This is a genomic window from Burkholderia sp. BCC1972, from assembly GCF_905339605.1.
Taxonomy (GTDB): domain Bacteria; phylum Pseudomonadota; class Gammaproteobacteria; order Burkholderiales; family Burkholderiaceae; genus Burkholderia.
The window spans coordinates 514,784-537,717 of the sequence record NZ_CAJPGH010000001.1 but is presented as its reverse complement, the minus strand read 5'-3'; the positions used below and the strand labels follow the sequence as shown (position 1 = coordinate 537,717).

The following is a 22,934-nucleotide window of genomic DNA, read 5'->3' as shown; positions in this document are numbered from 1 at the left end:
TATGGGCTCGTCGGTTCGGTGAAGAATGGCGGCGTCTCAACCTGAACGCGAAAAGGAGTGTTCGATGAAGATCGTCGTAATCGGTGCCGGCGGGGACGTCGGCCGTGCCGCGGCAGACGAGTTGGCGCGTGACGGCACGCACGAAATCATTCGTGTCGGCCGCACCCGTGGTGACCGTCTGGCCGACATTACCCGCGACGACAGCGTGGGGTCGCTGTTCGAGCAGATCGGGCGCGTCGACGCCATCGTCGTCGCTGCAGGCAACGTCATTCTGGCGCCCATCGAAAGGATGACGGCGGCCGAGTTCCATCAAGGCCTGCAGGACAAACTGCTCGGGCAGGTACGCGTCGCGCTGATTGGCCAGCATTACCTGAGCGACCGCGGCTCGATCACGCTGACGTCCGGCATCGCGGTCGACGATCCGATTGCGCAGGGTGCCCATGCCGCCGCGTCGAATGCCGCGATCGAAGGGTTCGTGCGTGCCGCGGCTTGCGATTTTCCGCGCGGTCTGCGCATCAATGCCGTGAGCCCGACCGTGCTGACGGAGTCCATGGACCGGTTCGGGCCGTTCTTTCCCGGCTACGAAGGCGTGCCGGCGGCGCGTGTGGCAATGGCTTATCGACGCAGTGTGGAGGGCGTACACAGCGGCCGCGTCTATCGGGTCGGTCATTGAAGTAACACGCCCGCCGGCACGCGTCGAGCCAGTCCATCGGAAAGCGATGCGCAAGCGTCACGGCGCTCGGGTATGCTGCGTCACTGTTGGTTAGCGTGGCGAACCCATCAAGCACGGCGCGCTGCAGGGTGCGGTCGATACCGCATTTGCAACGCCTCGTTCGTCGCCCGACGCCCCTTCCATTTCCAGAACAAGGACCCCCCATGGCAGAACTGGACAACGCACTTTACGAGCAGATCGGCGCGCTGAGCGAGGCGGGCGACGCGTTGGCGGAAGACGAGGATTTCGAAGGCGCACTCGCGAAATACTGGGAAGCGTTCGACCTGCTTCCCGAGCCCAAGACCAACTGGGAGGCCGGCACCTGGCTCATGGCCGCGATCGGCGACGCGAATTTCTTTCAGGAAGACTACGCGGCCGGCCGCGACAATCTCGGCCACGCGATGCATTTCCCCAATGCGGTCGGCAACCCGTTCCTGCATCTGAGGCTCGGCCAGTGCCAGTTCGAACTCGGCAATCTCGACCGCGCGGCGGACGAACTGATGCGCGCCTACATGGGCGGCGGGCCGGAGCTGTTCGAAGACGAGGACGGCAAGTACCTGCGATTCCTGGCCACGCGGGCCGACGGGATCCAGGCGCCCTGACGGGCACGCGTTTCGTCCGTATCACTCCAGTCCCGATCAATGAACCTGACCTTCGTCCCGACTTCGCAATCCGACGCGGAAACCCTGGTCGCGATCCGCATCGCCGCGATGCGCGACAGCCTCGAGCGCATCGGCCGTTTCGATCCGCAGCGTGCACGCGACCGGTTTCTTGCGTCGTTCGACCCGACGCTCTGCCGTTTCATCGAAGCCGATGGCGCACGCGCGGGCTTTTACATGGTCCGGCCGAACGCAGATCACTGGCTGCTCGATCACCTGTACATCGTGCCCGCGCATCAGGGCAAGGGGATCGGCGCGGCCGTGCTGCGCGAGATCTTCGCGCGGGCCGATGCGCAACGCATCACGGTGCGCGTCGGCGCGTTGCGCGACAGCGCGTCGAACCGCTTCTACGAACGGCACGGCTTCGTGCAGACCGACGAAGCGGAATGGGACATCTACTACGTGCGCGAACCGGGTTCGACCACGGCGTAGCGCCCGTTCATTGAAATCGGCGCGCACGTATTAGCGTTTTCACCAATATGGGAAAACGCGAGGCCGGCCGATGTTGCAGAGAGGATGTGAATAATTGAACCGAGGCCAATTATGCCGACATCTGCAACGAACGACGTGAATGGCGTGCCATCCGAAATTCCCGACGCAACCGCGGCATCCGGCGACGCGGGCCGCGCACCGTCGATCCTGCTGGTCGACGACGAGCCGAATGTGTTGTCGGCGCTCAGGCGCGTATTGCGGCCCACCGGCTACGAGATCCTGACCGCCGGCAGCGGCGAGGCCGCACTCGGGATCCTGGCGTCGACGGAGATCGACCTGATCGTGTCCGACATGCGGATGCCGCACATGAGCGGCGCGGAATTCCTGGCACGCGCACGGGCGCTGTATCCGGACACGATGCGCATCCTGCTGACCGGTTATGCGGAGATCGCGTCGGTCGTGCAGGCCGTCAACGAAGGCGGCGTGTATCGCTACCTGAACAAGCCGTGGGACGATCACGACCTGCTGCTGACCATCGAGCAGGCGCTGGAGCAGCGCCGTTTGCGCCGCGAAGCGGCCCGGCTGGCTGCGCTGACGGAGGCGCAGAACGACGCGCTGCGGCTGTTCAACACGGAACTCGAAACGCAGGTGCGTGCGCGCACCGAGGAACTCGGCCAGACCGTGATGTTCCTGGAGGCCGCGCAACGCGACCTGAAACGCAGCTTCACGGCGATGGTGCAGGTTTGCGCGAGCATGATCGAGCTGCGTTGCGGGGCCGCCAGCGGGCACTCGATGCGGGTCGGCGAGATCGCGCGTCGGCTCGCGCTGGCGGCAGAAATGAGCGAGCTGCACGCGCAGGATGTCTATTTCGCGGGGCTGTTGCACGGCATCGGCAAGCTGTCGCTGCCGGATGAATTGCTGCACAAGCCGCTCACGCGGATGACGACGGACGAGCAGCGGCTGTTCCACGAACATCCGCTGCGTGCGCAGATGGTGCTGACGCCTGTCGCGCAATTGCACAAGGTCGCGTCGATCGTGCTGCACCAGTACGAGCGTTTCAACGGGCGCGGCACGCCGGACGGGCTGATCGGCGACGCGATCCCGCCCGGCTCGCGGATCGTTGCGATCGCACGCGATTTCGAAGGGCTGCGCCACGGCGAGATCGGTGCGCCGCATTCGATCGAACAGGCGATCGACGTGTTGCGCTCGCAGGCCGGCGTGCGTTACGACCCGCAGCTGGTCGAGCGCTTCACCGAGCTGATGCGCGATCCCGCGAGTCTCGGCATCGCGGCGTCCGTCACCGAGGTCCGGTCGGCGCAACTGCGCGAAGGGATGCGGCTCGCCGACGATCTGCGCACGCATCGCGGCGTGCTGCTGATGACGAAGGGCAGCGTGATGTCGGCACACCAGATCGAACTGGTGCGGCGCTTCGAGACGCGGGAAGGGACACCGTTCGACATCCTCGTGCTGGCCGGCCCGGCGGCGTCGGCGCAGGCGCCCGGCGCAGGCGCGCCGCCGGCCTGACGGCCGCGGTGCGCGATCGATCGCGCACCGCGCCGATGCCTTCACCCAGCCAGGGGCGCTCGATCATGCATGGCACCTACAACGTCTCCCTCGTCCTGCTGTCGCTCGCGATCGCGACGCTCGCCTCCTATACGACGCTCGACCTCGCGGCCTTCATTTCGCTGCTCGACGACCCGAAGCTGAAGCGGGCGTGGCTGGGCGGCGGCGCGGCGGCAATGGGCACCGGCATCTGGTCGATGCATTTCGTCGGGATGCTCGCATTCTCGCTGCCGATCCCGCTCGGCTATGCGTGGCAGGGCACCGGGATCTCGCTGGCGATCGCCGTGCTCGTGTCGTATTTCGCGCTCAACGTCGTCACGCGCGCGCGGCTGGGCTGGCGGCGGCTATGCGCGGGCGGCGTGCTGATGGGCGGCGGGATCGCCGGCATGCATTACACGGCGATGGCGGCCGCCCATTTCGCGCCGGATGCGCGATGCGGCGCCGCACGAGGCGTCGACGCACCGTGGCTCGCGACGACGGTTGCGCTGTTTACGATGGCGACGCTGGTCGTCACGCTGATGCTGTGCCGTTTCGATGCGCGCACCACGTTCCTGCGCGGAATGACCGACACGCTCGAACGGCTCGTGCGGTTGCGAACCGACGAGCTCGAACGCGCGCTGCGACGCTACGAGCAGACGACGCAGATGCTGCAACGCACGCGCGAAAACATGGCCGCCGAGATCGACGAACGCAAGGCCGCGCACGTGCTGCTCGAACAGGAAAAGGACGAACAACGGCGCCTGCTGCATGCGCTCGCGGAAACGCACGAGCAGTTGCTGCAGTCGGAAAAGCTCGCGTCGATCGGCCAGCTTGCGGCCGGCGTCGCGCACGAGATCAACAATCCGATCGGCTTCGTCAGCGCGAACCTCAATACGTTGAAGACGTGGGTGCGCAGCCTGCTCGACGTGGTCGCCGCACATGAAGCCGCACTGCCGCAGCACGACCCGGCCGCACGCGACGCGTTGACAGCCGTGCGCCGCGCGGCGGATCTCGACTACGTCCGCGACGAGATCGTGACGCTGATCGACGAATCGATCGACGGCGCGCTGCGCGTGCGGCGCATCGTGCAGGACCTGCGCGATTTCTCGCGACCGGCCAGCGACGAATGGCACATCGTCGATCTGCATGCGGGCCTCGAGAGCACGCTCAACGTCGTCCATAACGAACTCAAGTACAAGGCCGACGTCGTGCGCGACTACGGCGATGTCCCGCAGGTCGAATGCCTGCCGTCGCAACTGAACCAGGTATTCATGAACCTGCTGGTCAACGCGGCGCAGGCGATTCCCGAACATGGCGTGATCACGATCCGCACGTCGCGCGACGGCGACCAGGTGTCGATCGCGATCAGCGATACCGGCGCGGGCATGACGCCCGACGTCGTCCGGCGGATCTTCGATCCGTTCTTCACGACGAAACCGGTCGGGCAGGGCACGGGGCTCGGGTTGTCGGTGTCGCACGGCATCGTCGAGCGCCATCGCGGTGCGATCGACGTGACCAGCGAGCCGGGGCGCGGTACCACCTTCCGCGTGAGGCTGCCGGTCCGGCAGGCAGGCGACCGCGCGAGCGCGGCCGCACTCGCGCAACGTGCATGACGCCGTGACGCCATGACGACGGCCGCTCGCGCGAAACCGGCGCGGGTGCCGCACGTCATCGCGTTCGCTTGCGGCGCTGGCGACGAAAGAAATGCCAGAACATGGCGGAGGCGTCCGGCCCGGTGGCGGAATGGAACGGCTCGCGCGGGTCTCCGCCGCTCCATGCATGCTGCAGCCGGCTGACGAGGCAGACCCTGACGACGAGCCGGCCGCCCTTGAGATAGTCGGTGAAGCCCGAATCGTCGCGCGCGTAGGTGCGTTGCTCGCCGACGCGTATCGCGCCGTGTTCGTCGACGAGCCGGTTGAGCCGCGCGAACGCGACGCCGAGTTGCGTCGCGTTCCGGTCGGTCACGACCGTATCCAGTTCGCCATGGATGACGAGGGCCGGCATGCCGGGATAGGCCGCGATGTCGGCGCAGGCATCGATCGCGCGTACCGGATCGTCGCGGAGGCCGCGACGCATCAGGCTCATGGCGGCCATCGTCGACAGCGGCGGCGCGATGGCCGGCCCGGAGTGCAGGCCGACGGCCGCGAAGCGGTCGGGAAACCGGATCGCCAGTGCCGCGGCGAGCCCGGCGCCGGCGGACATGCCGGCGACGTAGATCCGGTCGCGGTCGAAGCCGTGCTGCTGCACGACGGCGTCGACCAGCGAAGCGACCGCCGCGGCTTCGGACTGGGTCGCGTCGCCATGCCAGTGCCAGCAGCGGTGCGGGTGGGTTGTCTTGGCCTGCTCGGGAAACAGCACGGCAAACCCCGACCGTTCCGCGAGTTCGCATATGCGTGTACCCGCGGCAAACGACTCGGCGGTCTGCTTGCAGCCGTGCAGCATGACGACGGCCGGCATGCCCGCCGTCATCACCGGTGCGGCGGGAAGATACAGCGCATACGCAAGATGGTTGACGAGCCGGCCGGCATTCGGGCCGGCGGAGTGAAACGCGCGGCGCCACGTGCCGGGTGCCTTGTTCGACGGCGTGCGGGCGGCATGCACCGCGCCGGTGCGTCGGGCGGCACGGGCGGGGGCGGCAGGTCGGGTAGCCGGCTTGCTCGCCCGCTTGGCCGCCGGCCGCGGTTGGGTGGCCGGTTTCTTCGGGCGGGCACCGGTCGCAACGGAAAACAGTTCGAGCGGCCGCAACCAGATGCTGGACTTCTTTTTCCTGGGCATGAGCAGTGTCGTGCGGGCGGCCGTGGCAGGACGATACGGCCGAATCCACCTTCGGGTGAAAATCGTAAGATGCCGAGCAAGATTCGTGCTGCCCGACACACGCGCATCGGAACCGTTGGCCGATCGAATGCGGTGGAAGGCTGCATCCTGCGGGCAGCTGCGATTCGCGTCGGACGACAACGAGGCTAGTCGTCCGATGTGACGCGACTGCGAAGCGACGGGCGCTGGGTCCCGTCGCCGACGGCTAGCGCCGATCCAGCAGCGTATCGCTCAACACGCTGAACGCCGCGCCCGGCAGCTCGTTCAGGTGTTCGACCACGCTGCTGACCGGATAGAACGACTCGACCGAATCGTCGAGAATCCCGACGCCGATCAGCTCGACGCGTTGCGCGCGCAGCGCATCGACGCGGGCACTCAGGTCGGTGCGCAGGATCGCCGGGTTGCCGTCGCCGGTGGCCGGATAGCCGTCCGACAGCACCATCAGGATTCGCCGGCGCGCACGTTTCGACAGGAGCCGCCCGGCGGCCCAGCTCAAGGCCTCGCCATCGGGATTCTCGTGTCCGCATTCGATGCACGCGAGGCCGCTCGGGTTGTCGGAATCGAACCGCTTGTAGACGCGCAGATCGAGCCGTTCGACGAACCGGTTGTAGCCGAACGTGCGGCGGCCGTCGTCGATCCAGCGCTGGTAGTGCGCACGCATCGCGGCATCCTCGACCGAGCTGTAGCCGAGCACTTCGCAGGCGAAGCCGAGTTGCATCAGCGCGTCGCACAGTGCGGCCGCGCAGAGTCTGGCGAGTTCGATTTTCCTGCCGGCCATCGAGCCGCTGCAGTCGATCAGCAGGCTGACGGCCGCGTCGCGTCCCGGTGCCGCGCGCGGGGTGCGGAACGGCGTGCGATAGCCCGGTGTGGTCGCCAGGCGCACGAGTGACGTCCGGTCGAGCGCGCCGCGCTCCTGTTCGCGCTTCCAGCGCGTCTGCTCGTCCACTTTCAACGCACGTTCGAGCCGACGCTTGAGCGGTTCGGTCTGCGCGCGGGCCGCACCGCGCAGACGATGCCAGCCGGCCGCGTCACCCTGGCCGGTGAAGTCCGTCACCGTGTCGAACGCGGTCGTCAGCGGGACGGAATGCAACGGCCGGTTGTCCGCGGACAGGCGAATCGTGCCGGGCGACGCGTCGCCTGGCATGGGGGTTTCGGTTGATGGCGCCGTGTCCGCGATCGCACTGGCGGCGGATTCGGCTGAAACCGGTGCGCGTGCGTCGTCCTCCGACGCACCGTGTTCGTCCGATTCGAATTCGGCGGCGATGGCCGTGCCGTCGATCGTGCCGTCAGGATCGGCCGTGAACATCATGTTGTTCGCGCCGGCCGATGCCAGCATGCGCACGCGTTCGACGATCCGTCGCGCGGCGCGGATGCTGTCGGCCGTCGACGTCGACGCGCGCGCTTCGTCGACGAGATCGTCGGCCGCGGCGAGCGTGGCGTCGAGCGACGGAACGCGTTCCATCGACGATGGCGGCTCGTCCCACAGCGCGCGTTCGATCCGCCACAGCAGCTTGTCGCGCCACGCCATGCGCGGCCAGCGGCACAGCGTGTCGGCGGCCGACACCGCGCGCATCCGGTGCAGGAACGCGTTCGCGCCGGGATAGATCGCGACGAAGCAACCGGACGCGCGGTGGTCGTCGATCGCTTGCGCAACGGCCCGCACACCGGGCGATGCGAGCGCGGCAACGTCATCGATCGCACCAAAGCGCAACCTTGCCGCATGGAGATCGACGAAGCCGGTGATCGCATCGTCGTCGATTTCGCCGGCGAGCAGCGTATCGGGCAACACCAGCACGTCGCGCTGCACGGCCGGCACGTGGCGCGCGAACCGCACGTCGATGCCGTGCCGTTGCGTGAGCGTGCGGGCCAGCCGTGTCAGGTGCTGCGACCGCGCGTCGTCGTCCCGGTCCATCGCGTCAGGCCTCGACGTCGATGTAGTGGCGGATGATGCTGCGGATCAGGTCGGCATCTTCCGTGCCGACCTTCGCGTAGAGGGTCGGGCCGGCGGCCGATTCGGGGTCGCCGGTGCGCAGCATCAGTTCGGCCCAGTCGAGCAGGCGGCGCGTCGAGAACGCGCTGGCCAGATCCTCGCGGACGAACGCGGCGCGGCAGTCGGCGGCGATCGCCGCGAGCGTGTCGGCCATTGCCGCCGACATCGCCGCACCGAAGGTCCGCTGCAGCACACGCGCCTCGTCGGCCGGCGGCAGATAGTCGAGGTGGTACACGCGCCAGCGATCGAGGAATGCCTCGTTCATCACGTTGGCGCCCTGGTACAGGTGGCGGAACCGGCCCATCGCGCCCACCGCGTTGGCGGTCGCGAACAGCCGGAACGACGGATGCGGGACGACGATCTCGTTGCCCTTCTCCTTCAGCAGCAGGCGGCCGCCCGGTTCGAGCACGGCGGTCAGCACCGCGAGGATCGCCGGTTCCGCGAAGTCGATCTCGTCGACGATGAGCCACAGCCCTTCGCGCATCGCGGTCGGCAGCACGCCGTCGACCCAGATCGTCTCGCCGCCCTTGACGGTCCAGAAGCCGACGAAGTCGCCGACCGTCGTCTGCCCGTTCATGTTCGAGCGCAGCACGCCGTGGCCCGCATGCGCGGCGGCCTGCTCGACGAGGCTCGTCTTTCCTGTGCCCGTGTGACCGATCAGCAGGATGCGCCGGTTCTCGACGATGTCTTCGAGCACGTTCGTCGTGCGCGCGGTGAACAGGTAGGCCGGATTCGGCGGCGGCACGAGCGGCCCGCCCGGGCCGCGCGGCATCGGCACGCCGCCCACGTGCACGGTGTGCGGTGTGTCGACGTCCGCCGCCGGTCGCGACGCGTGCGCGCGCCGCAGGTCCTGCATGAACCCGACGCGATGGGCCGGCGCTGCGCGGTCGCCGGCTTCGCGCCGGACGAAGCCTTCCTGCAGCCACTTGTGCAGCTTTGCGTCGAGGTTGTCCGCATCGACGACCGTGTCGACCGACGTGCTGCCGTCGGGCCGGTGATGCTGGATCCGGTACATGTGCGCCCGTTCGGAACGGCTGACGACCCATTGTCCGGCGGACGGGTCGGCCAGTTGCCGGTAGACGCCGAGCACCGACGGGCCGGAGGAGGAGGGAGCAGCGGGTGCGTTCATGGCGGCAGACGAGATGGGCGGCTGGCACTTCATGTCATCGATGCATCGCGTCGATTGTATAGTTTTGCCGCGATGGACGACATGGATGCATCGCGGGCCGCCATGCCTTGATCAAACGGGTCGAATTTCAGTACCGTAGCAGGCTGGATCGCCTGGCCTTCATCGCCCGTCTGCGGGCGGCCCGGCGTTGCCATCAATCGTGTGCCGGTCGCCGAATCCGGCGAAGGAGCGTGGAACGTGACGGTGACAGGAACCGACGAACGGGTGATACGCCGAGCCGGCGCGCCGGATGTGCCCGCGGTGCTGGCGATCTTCGACGAAGTGATCGCCTGGTTCGCCGCCATCGGCAACGTGGGGCAATGGGGCCCCGAGCCTTGGTCGACGTCGCCGAAGCGGATTGCGCTCGTGACCGATGCCTGTGCGTTGCCCGAGGCGTGGGTGGCGGAAGGGCCGGGCGGCCGCATCCTGGGCGCATTGATCCTGGGCGAGGCCATGCCCTACGTGCCTGCCGCGACCGAGCCGGAAATCTACGTGAGAGTGCTGGTTGCGTCGCGCGACGCGCGGGCCCGCGGTGTCGGCCGGCGCCTGATGGCCTTCGCGGACGACCGCGCCCGGGCAGCCGGGGTGACACGCTTGCGCGTGGATTGCTACGGCGGCGGGACAGGGGCGCTGGTGCGTTTCTACGAATCCTGCGGGTATGAGCGAATTTCAACCTTCGACGTGGACGGTTGGCCGGGGCAATTGCTCGGGCGCCGTTTGTGACGGCGCGCGTCACGCTTCGGCTATGGCGATGCCGAATCCGTCCTTTCTCGAGATGTAGGCCTTATGACAACGACCCGAAGCCTGCTTTGGATGTGCCTTGCGCTCGTGATCCCCGGTGCCCATGCCGAACGGCTCAGGACGGACCTCCACGAATCCGTTTCGACAATCGACGTGACCGTCAAGGATCTTTACGGGACGGAACAAACGGGCAAGGTTGCGATCACGCAATTCCTTCCGGATGGCGATGGGCCGTTTCCGATCCTGATTCTCAATCATGGCCGCAGCCCGACGGATCGCGGTACGCCGCCGCGCTTTCGTTTCACCCGGCAAGTCGCCTTTTTCGTGAAACGGGGCTTCGCCGTGTTCGAGCCGACACGCATCGGCTACGGTGAGTTCGGCACGCAGTTCGACCCGGAATACAGCGGCAAATGCCGTCAGAAGGACTACGCACCGATGATCGCGGCGGCGCGCACGGAAGAGCTTGCCGTACTGGACTATTCGAAGCGGCAGCCCCATGTCGACCCGCATCGCATCGTCATCGTCGGGCAATCGGTCGGCGGCTTCGTCACGACGGCCATGGCGGCCGACAATCCGGACGGCGTGGTCGGGGCGATCAACTTCGCCGGCGGGTCCGGCGGCGATCCGGTCGAGCATCCCGGCGTGCCCTGTCAGGGCGAACGCCTGGAAGCCATGTATTCGCGTTTCGGAGAAACGGCGCGTGTCCCGATGCTGTGGATCTATACCGAAAACGATCAGTACTTCGCACCGACATACAGCAGCGCCTGGCACGATGCATTCGTTCGCGCGGGCGGCAATGCCGACTATCGGCTGCATCCGCCGTTCGAGACAAACGGGCACCTGCTGTTCGCGCGCGGTACCGACGTTTGGGAGCCCGTGGTATCCGAGGTTCTCGAGCGTTGGGGGTTTCCCGTTCGTTGACCATTTGGAGCGGGGGATTGAACGTACCCGTCATACAGGGCCGACAACGCTGAATTCGACATCTTTCGAGCAAAGCCGATGACGCATGACAAGTCTCATGAACCGCTTGGGTGCCCGCGGCTGTCGATCGATCGCGTCGGGCGGTTGCACGGCTTGATCAAGGCATTGATAGGGAGCCAGCTGATACTTGCGGCGGTCTTCATGCTTGGCAGCCGCGCGATATGTGCGGGGGAGCTGGTTTCAGTAAAGAGCCGCAACATCACGCAAAACGTCTACCTCAATTCCACATCGGCTTCACCCGCTTGGATTGTCGTGCTGTTCGCGGGCAGTGATGGCGTCGTTGCGGTTGCAGACAATGGACCGACCCGCGAACAGGGAAATTTCCTGGTGCGAACGGCATCGTACTGGACGAACGCAGGCGATGCCTCGGTCGTTTTCGACGCACCGTCTGACCAGGTGGACGGGATGGACGACGAATTCCGGTTAAGCGAGGCAGCTAGCCAGGACGTTGCTGCCGTCATGACGGAATTGAAAAGACGTTACCCGTCTTCCAGAGTTGCGCTCGTCGGCACTAGCCGTGGGACGATTACGGTGGGTAACGTGCTGTTGAGGAATCCGGAGCTTGCGGATGCTTACGTGCTCACGTCACCGATTTCGGTAGCAGTTCGCGGCAAGCCGGGATTGTCAGGTGTTTCGTGGTCTCGGAACAAGGCGCGCGTATTGGTTCTGTCGAATGAGCATGACGGTTGCGTCGCTTAGCCGTTTGGGGCCGCCAAGCGCATGGCGGCGGACAACAACTTTGATTTCATTGCCGTATCGAGTGCCTTGGGTGGAGGTAACAGGCACGCCGAATGTGGCGGGCAGTCTCCGCATGGGTACTTTGGAATCGAATCGAAAGCACTCGGTGCGATCAGCGAATGGCTCGACGGGCGCAGCACGGTATCTCCGTCAGAGTGACAGTGTGGTGGGGGTGTTCGTCCGCGATTGGGTGCTTTCTTCGTAAAGGTGGGGGGAAACTACCGGCGGTGGATCGATTTCTGCCGGCCGGGAGCGGTCGTTGAAACCACAGAAGTCGTGAGATGTAGCGGAAAGGCCTATCCTGAGCGACTTCTATCGGCCATGCCTTATACGTCATGAACGCAAATCTAGGTATTGTTCTTCACAAGAGCGAGCGGGAATCGACGCTGCGACAGTTGCCTCCCGAGACAAGAACCTGGGGCGATGAGGTCGTGGAAGTTGACGCACCCAATCGCTATGTATTTCCGGGGCTTGATGGCGTCGAATTCCATATTTATTCGGTCACCGACTTCATTCGGAGCCAGTTGCCGGCAAGTGAAAGGTCTGCAAGGCTGGAGTACGCCTGGATGACCGGCGCTGCCTTGAGCAGTTACGCATCTTGGAGCAAGACACACCACGACGAAGCGGCATTTGGCCCGCTCGAACTCGGTTTCATCGCGTTACTGCGTCAACTCCGTTTTTGGGCCGTATTGTTTGCCCCCGAAGGGGAAAGGGTCGGTGAGGTTGCCGCCCTTAGCGCTGAAGGTACGGTGCGCCTTCTTAGGTGTGGTATGCAGGGCATCGCTGAATGCCCTGGATTTCTGGCGCTTCGCGAATAGGCTGCCAGGCGTTGCGGAATGGGCGCTCGATTCGGGGCGGCTATAGTCGATTCCGTCGAGCTGCATCCTGCCTGATGGTAGGATTTTGTATCGTCGGCAACGGCAACATGAGGTGTTAATGAGCAACCGCATTCCCTCCTGCATCGTCGCTGCGGCATGTGCCCTTTCGGGCGTCCGTACGCTGGCCGCGGACCCGGACTGTGCGGGGCCTGATCGTTGGCCTACGAGTACGGCGTTCGTAACGCTTAAGAGCGCAGGGCTAACCGACAACGACAAAATCGATTTTGGAAAGACGAAGACGGTTCGAATCGCGTCGGAACGAATTGGAAATGATTTGTACCGTCAAGTTCACCACGTCGTCTTCACCGAGAAAAGTGGTGGGACTATAGAGGTCATCACTGCAAGCGATGCATCGAGTGAAGAATGCTCTATGTCAGATGTCGAGGTGTTCGTGATCTCAAGACAGCTTGGTGGGAAATGACGCCTGCTCCATTTGAATCCATGTTCATAATGATGAGAATGATCACTGACTCATTCAAAATAATAGGTCGCTACTCCTGGCTATGGCTTGTAGCCATTTTCTGCTCGTCAACGGCCCTGGGTGACACACGAGTTTGCACTGCCGAGGAAGCTCAGAAGGCAGAAGCTGTAGCTGCAGTAGGTAGGTCGTGGAAGGAGTTACATCTTCAATTTTTACAATATGCACATTGTGACGATGGAGCCATTGCGGAAGGTTTCAGCGAATCAATTACTCTTTTGCTTGCCGATCACTGGGAAACTGTTCGTCAGATTGAACCCATGATTGCGCCAGATCCAGCTTTCCGTAAATTTATTATTCGTCATATTGACGAAGCTGTGCCTGTCGACCGATTGCAGCGGATCGCCAGAAATGCGATCAACCAATGTCCTAGAAATCTAAATTACTTTTGTCAAGATATTCGAGCAGCCGCCATGAAATAAGCGTACGAACATCCATGCATAAAATATGAACCTCCGCGCCGGACTGAAACTCGCCTGCGACGTCCGATCGCCATGCGACCGTTCGACGAACCGATTGTCAGCCGCTGCGGTACCACGCCCACAGCACCTGCCCACCCATACCACCACCTTTCGACATGAACCCGATCGCGATCGTGTTGCACGGCCCGACCAGCGCCGGAAAGAGCAGCCTGGCGAGGGCGCTCCAGGACAGTGCCGACATACCCATGTTTCACATTTCGCTGGACGCGTTCGTCGAAATGTCGCGCAGGCGTGACATGCGGTCGGCCGAGGAACTCGACGAGGCGCTCAGGCTTCATCATCTGAACCTGCAGTCGACGCTCAGCCGCGTCGCGGCCAGTCATTTCGACATCGTCCTCGATCTCGTACTTCGGGACACGTCCGCGCTGGACGCGTGCATCGCTGCACTGTCACCTCGCCGCACCATCGTCGTGGGCGTTTCGTGTCCGTTGGCCGTCCTCGAGCAGCGCGAACGCGCGCGGTCTGATCGGGGCGAGGGAATGGCCAGATCCCAGTTCGGGCATCCCGCCTATTCACGGCCGTACGCGATGTGCATCGATACGTCGACATGCAGCCCGGAGGAAGGCGCCCGTCGTATCCGCGCGCACATCGACGAACAGCGCGCGTGACTGCGCGTGAAGTGCGACGCGGATGCGCTCAAGCACCGTCGCAGCCATTCCGGAACACCCTATGACGTTTCAGCCAACCTTTCCGGTTGAAGGCTCCAGATTAGAAGGTGCCGCAGCCTGCGTCGGCTGTACAACCTCACCGCGCTCGGCCGACGATCCCGCGTGTTCCGCCGAACCGTGCGCAGCCGGCAACGCAACCCGTACATAAAGAAACGCGCGCCGTTCGCGATCGGGCAGCACTTGCGGCCCGTAACTGAGCGTGACCGCGCCGTCGTTCAGCTCGCCGGCCTGCGCGAAGCGCCACGCACTCGGATCGCTGTCGAGCAGGAATTCGGCGCGTGCATACGCGTGCGGCTCGAACAGCTCGGGGATCGTCACCGCACGCCCGTCGAGCTTGTCGAGCAGTGCTTCGACGACGTTGAAGCCATACCCGTCGCGCACGATGTCGCAGATGAAGCTGCCCGCGATGCGCGGATTCAGCTCGATCACGTGCGGCACGCCGTCGTGCACGATGCAGTCGAGGTGCACGGGCCCCCACGTGAGCCCGGCCGCCGCGGTCGCGCGCGTGCCGACGTCGATCAGCGCGCGCAGCGTGTCGCCATCGAGATCGAGTTCGGACGTATAGCCACGTTCGAGAAAACCGGCGCCATGCCGCTTCAGCTTGCGCAGCGCGCCGACATAGCGGCCGTCGAAATACTCGACGCAGTATTCGCTGCCGCTCAGGAATTCCTCGATCACGACGCGTTCGTTTGCGAGCGACTGCGCGTCGGCTTGCGCGGCCGCGACCGCGAGCGCGTCGAGCTGCGCTCGTACGTCGGCGATGTCCTCGCAGCGCCGCACACCATCGCTCGCCGAGCCTTCCGACGGCTTGACGACGACCGGAAAGCGCAGCGGATCGGCCGCGGCCGCAAGCGCTGCCGGCGCGGCCAGCGTGCCCGTGACGAACCGGGCGGCCGGGATGCCGTGCGCGGCGAGCAGCGCCTTCTGGTTCGATTTCGATACCGCATGCGCGACGTGCCGCGCGTCGGGGCCGGGCAGGCCGAGCGCGTCGGCAACCCACGCGGCGGTGCGCGCATAGGTGTCGTGGGCGGTCGTCACGCGCAGCGTATCGAGCTCGCCGGGAAAGCGCGTGCGCAGCCAGCCGGCGAGCCGGCCGGCATCGGGCTCGAGGTTGACGGTCTCGACGGCGTCGGGAAACACACCGTCGAGACGATGGCCGGGCGCGGTGATGACGGTGACGGCCAACTGGCGTGCCAGCGCGGCGCGAACCAGCGCGACGCTGCTGCCGGTGGCGCGTGCGCCGATCACGATGAGTCGCTTCATGTCGGGTCCTTGATCGGGAACGGTGGAGTAGGGCCGGTCAGCGCGCGCGCCGGCGCAGGCGCTGCGCTTCGAGGCGCGGCAGCAGGTGCTGGACGACGCGCGGCAGCGTATAGATCGGCAACTGCGCGCACGTGAACACGAGTGCCATGGTCGGCGTCGCGGCCAGCCCGAGCGCGGCCCACATCAGGCCGACGTTGCGATTGGCGACGATCAGCGCGACGTTGAGCCGCGTGCGGACGTCGCCGGGCGTGAGCCCGTACGCGAGGACCTGGATGCCGGCATTGACCGCGAACGCGAGCACGATCGCGCTCAGCGCGCGGTGCGGCGCATCGATGATCGATTGCTGCATGCCGGCCATCGTGCCGAGCGCGAACACCAGCAGCGCGACCACGACGGTCGCGTCGATCGGCGTCGCATGGCGGTCGAGCTTCGAACCGGCAAAGCGCCGCACGAGCAGCGCGACACCCTCGGCACTGCCGATCAGCAGCGCGAGCCGCAACGCGAGACTCAATGGCGAGATCGACACCGCGGCATCGTGGCTGAACCAGGCCGTCAGCAGCGGCGCGGTGAGCGGCACGAACACCATCGACGCGAGGGTCGCGACGAGGGAGACGCTCGCGTCGAGCGACAACATCCGCGCGATCGTCGACGTGCCGCTCGACGGCGGCGCGCAGTACGCGATCACCAGCGCGACGACCCAGTCGTACGGCATGCCGGCGAGCCGCGCGGCGATACCGAGCGCGACCGGGCACACGATCATCGTCGCGGCCGGCAGCAGCAGCGACACGGCCGGCCGGCGCGCAACCGCGCGCACGGCGCTGGGCTCGACGCGCAGCAGCGTGCCGAGCACGAACAGGAACACAGTGACAGGCATCAACGGCCGCGCGAGATCCGCGAGCGGCGGCACCAGCAGCCCGAGGACGACGCCGCACGCGAGCACGGTCGGCCCGCGCCGCACCGTCGCGGCGATCAGTGCGCGCACGGGCGAACCTCGGGCCGGCGGCGAACGTTGGTGAAGCCGGAGCAGACAGCGGATGGCATGCGGATTCCTCGGAAGGGGCGGCCGGCACCGAATATCCGCTAGGCTAATCCGGATGATGGGCGAAGTAAAATGATATAAACTGAATCGGTAACAAGAGAAAATGATATGAACATCCCTCTGCTCGAAACCTTTCGTGCCATTGTTCAGGAAGGCAGCGCGTTGCGCGCGGCCGAGCGGCTCGGCTGCACGCAATCGAACGTCACCGCGAGGCTGCGCCAGCTCGAAGAGTCGCTCGACGCGCCGCTGTTCGACCGGCACGGCAAGCGGCTGGTGCTGAACGATGCGGGACGCCGGCTGATGCCGTATTGCGACCGCATCCTGCGTCTCGTCGACGAAGCGACGCAGGTGGTGCGCGATACGCCGGTCGCACGCAGCTTCCGGCTCGGTTCGATGGAAAGCACGGCGGCCACGCGGCTGCCGGCGCTGGCCGCCGCGTTGAAGGAGCGCGAGCCGGCGCTCGGTCTCGCGGTCCAGATCGGCAGCGAGCCGGAGCTGGCCGACGCACTGCTGCGCGGCCGGATCGATGCCGCGCTCACCGCGCGCGCGGTCGTCCGGCCAGGGTTGCGTTACGAGCCCGCGTTTGCCGAAGAGATGGTGCTGGTCGGCGCGGCCACGGTCACGCGCCGGCAGCTGCTGGCCGACAACTCGGTGCGGCTGCTCGCGTTTCACGACGGCTGCCCGTACCGCGCGGTCGCGGAGCACTGGCTGAAGGCGCGCGGCGTCGCGATCGAATCGGTGTCGTCGTTCGGCACGTTCGGCGCGATCCTCGGCTGCGTGGCGGCCGGGATGGGCGTCGCGATCCTGCCGAAGCGGATCACGATCGAGCACGTCGCGCGCAAGGAGTTGCGCGCGCATGCATTCGACGACCTCGACAGCGTGACGACCTACCTCGTCACGCCTGACGAAGCGCCCGCGCTGCCCGAACTCGATGCGCTGCGCGCGGTGCTCGGCCGGCAGGCGGGTGCGCTGCTCGCGCGCTAGGCCGGCACAACCGCGCGTTCGTCCGCGAAGAAATCGGCTTCGATCTCGCGGATGCGCCGGCAATCCTCGAGCAACCGCTCGAACGTCGGACTGTAGAGGCCAACGGTGCCGAGCGCCGTCTGCAGGTCGGTGGTCACGCGCAGCGTGTCGCCTACCTTGATCCACTGCTTGAGCCCGACGAACGACGGCAGCGCCTGGATCGCCTGCCACGTGAAGTCCTGCCGCAGCACGCCGTTACGTGACGACAGCAGCAGCACGTGCCCGCAATAGCCGCGGAAATCCGTCGGCGCGGCCGCTTCGCCGAACAGCCGCTCCGGATGCAGCACGGCTTCGACGGCGGCCGATACGTGATTCTCGCCGCTGACCGCACTCGTCAGGCGCGGGTCGAGGCTACCGTGCAGTCGCGCGTTCAGCTCGACGATCGTCGGGCCGTCGGCCGTATCGAACAGCTCGAGGTGAGTCGGCCCGAAGCGCACGTCGAGCGCGTCGAGCACGTCGGCCGCGTAGTCGAGCAGCGGCGCGTAGCGCGGGTCCGCGTGATTCAGCACCAGCATCTTGTCGAGCCGCGGCGCGTGCGTACGGTCGCGATGCACTTCCCACAGGCTGACCACGCGATGACGGCCCTCGAACGACACCGAATCGACGATGTATTCCTGCCCCTCGGAATAGCTCTGGATCACGATGTCGTCGTTCGGCTGGTTGTACAGCGAACGGGTGGCCAGCACGTCGCGCGCGGCAGCCTCGACCTGCGCGAGCGTCCGGCAGATCTTCACGCCGGTGACGCCCGCGCTGCGCGCCGGCTTCACGACGAGCGGCAGCGTGCGCTGCGCGCGCGCCCATTCGAGCGCTTCATCGACCGACGTGCTGTGAAAGTGTGCCGGTGCGCGCAGGCCGGCCTGGCGGATGCGTTCGTTCATCGCGAACTTGTCGCGCCGCGCGGCCGACGTCGCGAGCGGATTGCGGTAAGGCACGTCGAGCCGCTCGGCCAGCGTGTCGGCCAGCTCCAGCGCCGCATCGAGGCCGTGCAGCACCGCGCCGATCCGCAGGTCGCGCAGCTGCGCGAGCGTCGCGTCGATGTCGCCGCGGTGCTGGACCTGGCGGATGTAGTCGGACACCACGAACTGGTTCCGGTAGATTTCCGGCAGGTCGGGATCGCTGATCACGTGCGCGCAACGGATGCCGTACGCACGAAACGCGGGCGCCAGGTAGGCGGCGGTCGACGCGCCGTCGACGATCAGGACGGTATCGATGAAGCGATGCTGCATGGGTTCCTCGCTCGGCTGTGGGATCGGTTGAAGGGTGTCGGTCGGCAACGGCTCAGGCCCGCGCGCCGGTATCGGGTGCGTCGCCGGGCCAGCGCAAGGCCACCACGATGCAGGCCGCGACGAGCACGGCCGCGACGGCGAACGCGTGCGCCGCGCCGGCCACGATCGCCGCGCCCTGGCCCGCGACCAGCGCGCCGAGTGCCGCGACGCCGATCGCGGCGCCCACCTGGCGCGCGGTATTGAGGATCGCGGAAGCTGTTGCCGAGCGGCCGGCCTCGACGCTGCCGAGCATCGTCGACGTCAGCGCGGGAATCGCGATGCCGCCGCCGATCGCCATCGCCGCGAGCCCCGGCGCCAGCAGGACATACGGCGTATGCGCGGCGAGCATGCGCCACAGCCACAGGTAGCCCGCGAGCGACACGGCGAGGCCGATGACGACGGTCGCGCGGAATCCGTACCGTACCGCGAGCCGCGCGCTCGCGATGTTGGCGAGCATGATGATCGTGAGCGGCGCGAGCGCGAGCCCCGATTCGGTCGCCGTGAAGCCGCGCGCGTTCTGGAAATAGAGGCTGAGCGAGAAGATCAGCCCGTAGAACGCGGCGTTCGTGACCGCGCCGATCGCCAGCACGCCCGGCACGCGCGCGATCCGGAAGAACGCAAGCTGCAGCATCGGCGCGGCCACGCGCCGTTCGATCGCGACGAACAGCGTGCCGAGCACGGCCGACGCGATCAGCGCGCCGGCCGCATACGGATCGCCGACACCTTGCGCGCCCGCCCGGATGATCCCGCCCGTCAGCAGACCGAGTACCAGCACCGCGACGATCTGGCCGGCCGGATCGAACAGCCGCGTGCGCGCGGCAGCCGAATCCTGCACGTGGCGCAGCGTGAGCCACAGCCCGATCGCGCAGATCGGCAGGTTGATGAAGAAGATCGCGCGCCAGCCGAGCGAATCGATCAGCAGGCCGCCGAGCGTCGGCCCGGCCGCGCTGATCGCACCGCCGGTCGCGCTCCACCACGCGACGGCTTTCACGCGCGCGGCAGTGTCGTTCGCACACGCATGCGTGATGAGCGCGAGCGACGTGGGCAGGATCATCGCGGCGCCGACGCCTTGTGCGACCCGCGCGGCGATCAGCGCGACGAGCGACGGCGCGAGCGCGCAGCCGAGCGACGCGAGCAGGAACAGCGCGAGGCCGTATGCGAACAGCCGGCGGCTGCCGAAGCGGTCGGCCAGCGTGCCGGACGTCAGCAGCAACGCGGCGAACGACAGCGTGTACGCATCGACGATCCACTGCAGCCCGTGAACGCTCGAGCCGAAGGAGTGGCCGAGGCTCGGAATGGCGACGTTGACGACGGTCACGTCGAGCTGGACGATCGCGAAGCCGAGGCTCGCGGCCGCGACGGTCGGGAGGATCGCACGCAGCGACGTGCGCGATGCCGGCGCGGCGGCGGCCGGTGCGCTGTCGAGCGCCGCGGCACGGTCGCTCATTGCGGCTCCCTGGCCGGATGGTCGGGGCGGCGGTACACCGGCAACGTCACGTCGTATCCGGCGTCCTCGAAGAAGCAGCAGCGCGGCAGGCGGCATCGATTCATCTGGCGGGTTCCCGTAGGGCGGATGAGGGGAGGCGGCTGCGCGTCGGGCGCCGGCCGCGTCGTCGAATCCGACAGAAAACTAGCATCGACCCGCTAGCGAATACAAATAATAACCAGCGATTTTTTAACAAGCATTCGTGTTAAAGGCCGGCTCGATCGGTGCGGCCGAGCGCGGCTGCGTTGCTGAACTTATATCGATAATTTTTGTTTGCAATCGAATTAATATCATTTCGCAATGCAATGACGGTCTCCTAGTCTTGTCGAGCGCTTCGCACCGAGGACGGCCGAGCGCGGCGGTGGTGCGCTACCGCTCTTCGACCCAGAATCTTTATACGAGAGACCTATGACCTATCTCGCAGATGAACGCATCGCCTTGACGGCAGTGGAATCCGCTCACATCCGCAGGACACTCGGCGCGCTGGCCTACGATCCGGCCGGCGGCGCCGGCTATATCAGTGCGGTGCGCAAGCTCGCGTACAACGCGTTTCCCGACCGCATCGTCGACGCGTTCGACCGCGCGAAGGCGCCGACCGCGGACGCGCACGGTTCGATCGAGATCGACAACCTGCCGATCGACGACGACGTGAAGGGCAGCCCACGGTTCGAGGAAACCGGCCGCTCGTTCAAGGCCGGCGTGCTGAGCGAGAACGTGCTGGTCGCGCTGAGCACGCTGGCCGGCGAGCCGTATTCGATCGCGCACGAAGGCCGCGAGCTCGTGAACAACCTGACGCCGCACAAGGCAACCGCACGCGAGTACACGGGCCTCGGCTCCGAGGTCGAGCTGGATTTCCATATCGAGAACGCCGCGCAGGCGCACATGCCGGAAGGCGATACGTCACCGTTCGCGCTGCTGCTGCTCGGCGTACGCAGCGAAGCCGGCGGCGGCCCGTACACGCGGCTCGCCGATGCGCGCCGCGCGCTGGAACGGCTGTCGCCGGACGACATCGCGCAACTGTACGGCGAGCACTACATCATCCGTGTGCCGTACCGGTGGCGCGGGGCCGCGCCGACGCCGCGCGACAACACCGACCTGAGCGCCGTGCTGTCGGGGCCGCTCGACGCGCCGCGCGTGACGGTCGCGTTCTATCCGGACATGGTGCTGGCCGTCAACACGCGCGCGCAGGAGGCGCTGGCGAACCTGTACCGCGCGGTGCGCGAGGTGTCGTTCGGCGTCCAGGTGTCGCCGGGCAAGCTGGTGCTGATCAACAACCATTTCACGCTGCATTCGCGCGACCGTTTCGATCCGCAGTACGACGAGAACGATCGTGCATACCGCTGGGTGCAGCGCGTGTTCGTCGCGCGCAGCCTGTGGAATTTCCGCTCGTTCACGCCGCTGCAGGCGCGCGTGTTCGATCCGAAGGCGCTGTATGCGGGTGAGCCGGCGCAAGCGAGGCAGCCGTCGCGCGTCGTGCAGCCGGCGCCGCAGCGCGCGGCCGCGACCGAACTCGAGGCGACGCCCGCGTGAAAGACCGGACGAGGCGGCGACACGCGTGACACGTCGCCTGCCCCACTCGAGAATGACCGACGCATCGTCGAATTACAAAGGATTGCAAAAGACATGAGAAGAACGACTTTCCCCGTTGCGCGCATCGCTCGCATGCTGGCCGCGATCGCGATCGGCGGCAGTGTCGCCGCGCAGGCCGCGACGTTCGACCTGAGCCCCGAGCAGCCGGGCCGGCAGCGCGGCACCGCGAACCCGGCGGTCGAGCGGGCGGTGCCGGGCGGCTTCAAGTTTGCCGAAGCGGACACGCTGACGATCGGCATCGCGCCGAACCTGCCGCCGCTCAGCACGTATGCGACGGATGCGCGGACGGTGGTCGGCTTCGATCCCGATCTCGCGCAACTGATCGCGGACAGTATCGGCCGCAAGTTGAAGATCGTGGCGCTCGCGTGGGCCGACTGGCCGCTCGCGCTGCAGTCCGGCAAGGTCGACGCGGTGATCTCGAACGTGACGGTCACCGAGCAGCGCAAGGAGAAGTTCGACTTCTCGACCTACCGGAAGGATCAGGTCGGCTTCTACGTGAAGAACGGCAGCAAGCTTGCCGCGATCCGCGAACCGAAGGATGTCGCCGGGCTGCGCGTCGTGACCGATTCGGGCACGAACCAGGAAAAGATCCTGCTCGAATGGAATCGCCAGAACGTTGCACGCGGCCTCGCGCCGGTCGAGATCCAGTACTACCCCGACGCGGCGGAGCGCTGGGTCGCGCTGCAGTCGGGCCGCGTCGACACGATCTTCAGCGTGAACTCGATGCTCGCGTACCAGGCGTCGCTGCGCGGCGACGCGAAGCTGATCGGCACCGTGAGCGGCGGCTGGCCGCGCACCGCGGACATCGCGATCACGACGCGCAAGGGCAGCGGCCTCGCCGATCCGCTGACGCTCGCGATCAATGCGCTGATCGCGAACGGCAGCTACCGGAAGGTGCTTGGACGCTGGAGCCTCGATGCCGAAGCGATCGACCAGTCGCAGACCAATCCACCGGGATTGCCGCGCACCTGAGTGCCGCACGCGG

The 22,934-nt window shown here is 66.4% G+C and carries 23 protein-coding genes; 14 read left to right on the top strand and 9 right to left on the bottom strand.

Annotated elements, in window-relative coordinates; genetic code table 11:
- Positions 1-64 precede the first annotated feature (64 nt).
- The 5 genes from U5798_RS02415 (at position 65) to U5798_RS02395 (ending at position 4,958) form a co-directional block, all read left to right on the top strand.
- Positions 65-673 carry a short chain dehydrogenase gene (locus tag U5798_RS02415; RefSeq protein WP_124448449.1) on the top strand — a complete coding sequence of 203 codons (609 nt, stop codon included), beginning with the start codon at positions 65-67 and terminating at the stop codon, positions 671-673.
- 203 nt (positions 674-876) lie between these two features.
- A complete protein-coding gene (locus U5798_RS02410; protein WP_322081054.1) occupies positions 877-1,314 on the top strand; it encodes a hypothetical protein in 438 nt (145 codons plus the stop codon).
- Between the two features lie 39 nt (positions 1,315-1,353).
- Positions 1,354-1,803 carry a GNAT family N-acetyltransferase gene (locus U5798_RS02405; protein WP_322081053.1) on the top strand — a complete coding sequence of 150 codons (450 nt, stop codon included), beginning with the start codon at positions 1,354-1,356 and terminating at the stop codon, positions 1,801-1,803.
- 111 nt (positions 1,804-1,914) lie between these two features.
- Positions 1,915-3,327, top strand: coding sequence for an HD domain-containing phosphohydrolase (locus U5798_RS02400; protein WP_322081052.1), 1,413 nt, complete (start codon positions 1,915-1,917; stop codon positions 3,325-3,327).
- Positions 3,328-3,392: 65 nt separating this feature from the next.
- The gene (locus U5798_RS02395; RefSeq protein WP_322081205.1) at positions 3,393-4,958 is read left to right on the top strand and encodes a histidine kinase; all 1,566 of its coding nucleotides are present in this window, start codon (positions 3,393-3,395) and stop codon (positions 4,956-4,958) included.
- 55 nt (positions 4,959-5,013) lie between these two features.
- On the opposite strand, the gene U5798_RS02390 is transcribed toward U5798_RS02395, so the two are convergent.
- From U5798_RS02390 to U5798_RS02375, 4 genes are all read right to left on the bottom strand, one after another.
- Positions 5,014-6,120 carry a PHB depolymerase family esterase gene (locus U5798_RS02390; RefSeq protein ID WP_322081204.1) on the bottom strand — a complete coding sequence of 369 codons (1,107 nt, stop codon included), beginning with the start codon at positions 6,118-6,120 and terminating at the stop codon, positions 5,014-5,016.
- Positions 6,121-6,364: 244 nt separating this feature from the next.
- Complete coding sequence (locus U5798_RS02385; RefSeq protein WP_322081051.1) at positions 6,365-8,071, bottom strand: cobaltochelatase CobT-related protein; 1,707 nt, start codon at positions 8,069-8,071, stop codon at positions 6,365-6,367.
- A 4-nt stretch (positions 8,072-8,075) separates the two neighbouring features.
- A complete protein-coding gene (locus U5798_RS02380) occupies positions 8,076-9,278 on the bottom strand; it encodes an AAA family ATPase (protein WP_322081050.1) in 1,203 nt (400 codons plus the stop codon).
- Between the two features lie 29 nt (positions 9,279-9,307).
- Positions 9,308-9,472, bottom strand: a complete 165-nt coding sequence (locus tag U5798_RS02375; RefSeq protein WP_322081049.1) for a hypothetical protein — start codon at positions 9,470-9,472, stop codon at positions 9,308-9,310.
- Between the two features lie 43 nt (positions 9,473-9,515).
- Here U5798_RS02375 and U5798_RS02370 point away from each other — a divergent pair, with 43 nt between their 5' ends.
- The 5 genes from U5798_RS02370 (at position 9,516) to U5798_RS02350 (ending at position 13,555) form a co-directional block, all read left to right on the top strand.
- Positions 9,516-10,040: a GNAT family N-acetyltransferase gene (locus tag U5798_RS02370; protein WP_322081048.1), complete on the top strand. Its 525-nt coding sequence runs from the start codon at positions 9,516-9,518 to the stop codon at positions 10,038-10,040.
- Positions 10,041-10,103: 63 nt separating this feature from the next.
- The gene (locus U5798_RS02365) at positions 10,104-10,979 is read left to right on the top strand and encodes an alpha/beta hydrolase family protein (protein WP_322081047.1); all 876 of its coding nucleotides are present in this window, start codon (positions 10,104-10,106) and stop codon (positions 10,977-10,979) included.
- Between the two features lie 78 nt (positions 10,980-11,057).
- Complete coding sequence (locus U5798_RS02360) at positions 11,058-11,738, top strand: hypothetical protein (protein WP_322081046.1); 681 nt, start codon at positions 11,058-11,060, stop codon at positions 11,736-11,738.
- A 374-nt stretch (positions 11,739-12,112) separates the two neighbouring features.
- Positions 12,113-12,595 carry a hypothetical protein gene (locus U5798_RS02355; RefSeq protein WP_322081045.1) on the top strand — a complete coding sequence of 161 codons (483 nt, stop codon included), beginning with the start codon at positions 12,113-12,115 and terminating at the stop codon, positions 12,593-12,595.
- A gap of 423 nt (positions 12,596-13,018) precedes the next feature.
- Positions 13,019-13,555 (top strand): hypothetical protein, encoded by a 537-nt coding sequence (locus tag U5798_RS02350; protein WP_322081044.1) that lies wholly within the window; start codon positions 13,019-13,021, stop codon positions 13,553-13,555.
- A 97-nt stretch (positions 13,556-13,652) separates the two neighbouring features.
- On the opposite strand, the gene U5798_RS02345 is transcribed toward U5798_RS02350, so the two are convergent.
- Positions 13,653-13,796 (bottom strand): hypothetical protein, encoded by a 144-nt coding sequence (locus U5798_RS02345; RefSeq protein ID WP_322081215.1) that lies wholly within the window; start codon positions 13,794-13,796, stop codon positions 13,653-13,655.
- Between U5798_RS02345 and U5798_RS02340 the strand changes: the two genes are divergently transcribed.
- Entirely contained in the window at positions 13,729-14,223 is a 495-nt protein-coding gene (locus U5798_RS02340) for a chloramphenicol phosphotransferase CPT family protein (protein ID WP_322081203.1), read from the top strand. The genes U5798_RS02345 and U5798_RS02340 overlap by 68 nt on opposite strands.
- Before the next feature lie 69 nt (positions 14,224-14,292).
- On the opposite strand, the gene U5798_RS02335 is transcribed toward U5798_RS02340, so the two are convergent.
- Together U5798_RS02335 and U5798_RS02330 are read right to left on the bottom strand one after the other, a co-directional pair.
- Positions 14,293-15,546 carry an ATP-grasp domain-containing protein gene (locus tag U5798_RS02335; protein ID WP_322081043.1) on the bottom strand — a complete coding sequence of 418 codons (1,254 nt, stop codon included), beginning with the start codon at positions 15,544-15,546 and terminating at the stop codon, positions 14,293-14,295.
- A gap of 37 nt (positions 15,547-15,583) precedes the next feature.
- Complete coding sequence (locus U5798_RS02330) at positions 15,584-16,528, bottom strand: hypothetical protein (protein WP_322081042.1); 945 nt, start codon at positions 16,526-16,528, stop codon at positions 15,584-15,586.
- A 165-nt stretch (positions 16,529-16,693) separates the two neighbouring features.
- Here U5798_RS02330 and U5798_RS02325 point away from each other — a divergent pair, with 165 nt between their 5' ends.
- Positions 16,694-17,569: a LysR family transcriptional regulator gene (locus U5798_RS02325; RefSeq protein WP_322081041.1), complete on the top strand. Its 876-nt coding sequence runs from the start codon at positions 16,694-16,696 to the stop codon at positions 17,567-17,569.
- Here U5798_RS02325 and U5798_RS02320 read toward each other — a convergent pair.
- Together U5798_RS02320 and U5798_RS02315 are read right to left on the bottom strand one after the other, a co-directional pair.
- The gene (locus U5798_RS02320) at positions 17,566-18,834 is read right to left on the bottom strand and encodes an ATP-grasp domain-containing protein (RefSeq protein ID WP_322081040.1); all 1,269 of its coding nucleotides are present in this window, start codon (positions 18,832-18,834) and stop codon (positions 17,566-17,568) included. The genes U5798_RS02325 and U5798_RS02320 overlap by 4 nt on opposite strands.
- A 52-nt stretch (positions 18,835-18,886) precedes the next feature.
- On the bottom strand, positions 18,887-20,320 hold the full coding sequence (locus U5798_RS02315) for an MFS transporter (protein ID WP_322081039.1): 1,434 nt from the start codon (positions 20,318-20,320) through the stop codon (positions 18,887-18,889).
- Positions 20,321-20,767: 447 nt separating this feature from the next.
- On the opposite strand from U5798_RS02315, the gene U5798_RS02310 reads away from it, so the two are divergent.
- Positions 20,768-21,889 carry a TauD/TfdA family dioxygenase gene (locus tag U5798_RS02310; protein ID WP_322081038.1) on the top strand — a complete coding sequence of 374 codons (1,122 nt, stop codon included), beginning with the start codon at positions 20,768-20,770 and terminating at the stop codon, positions 21,887-21,889.
- A gap of 93 nt (positions 21,890-21,982) precedes the next feature.
- Positions 21,983-22,921: an ABC transporter substrate-binding protein gene (locus U5798_RS02305; RefSeq protein WP_322081037.1), complete on the top strand. Its 939-nt coding sequence runs from the start codon at positions 21,983-21,985 to the stop codon at positions 22,919-22,921.
- Positions 22,922-22,934: the final 13 nt, after the last annotated feature.